Raw genomic sequence first — 362 nt, forward strand, 5'->3', positions numbered from 1 at the left:
CCGTCCTTCATCGGCTCCTAGTGCCAAGGCATCCACCGTGCGCCCTTATTAACTTAACCTAGTTAAAAAAGGTACTTCTTATTAGTTTTCGTTAGAAAACCCTAAGATGGCGATTCTCGGTTATCTTTTCTTACTTTGATGTCGTTATCCAGTTTTCAAGGAACGAGCTGTTTTCTTCTCATAACTCTCTTATATAGATGAGACAAGAAGAAAATCAGTGTTTTGAAGGTTTGACCCTTCAAAACTAAACAACCAAACAGTCAACAATCGTTGTGATCTGACCCAAAGAGTCAGTCACATATCCTTAGAAAGGAGGTGATCCAGCCGCACCTTCCGATACGGCTACCTTGTTACGACTTCAC

Annotated in this window: 1 rRNA gene; it reads right to left on the reverse strand. The window is 41.4% G+C overall.

What is annotated here, in order from left to right:
- Positions 1–308: 308 nt before the first annotated feature.
- Positions 309–362, reverse strand: a 16S ribosomal RNA gene (locus tag UFB30_RS16545); the annotation flags it as partial.

The organism is Jeotgalibacillus haloalkalitolerans, from assembly GCF_034427455.1.
GTDB lineage: Bacteria > Bacillota > Bacilli > Bacillales > Jeotgalibacillaceae > Jeotgalibacillus > Jeotgalibacillus haloalkalitolerans.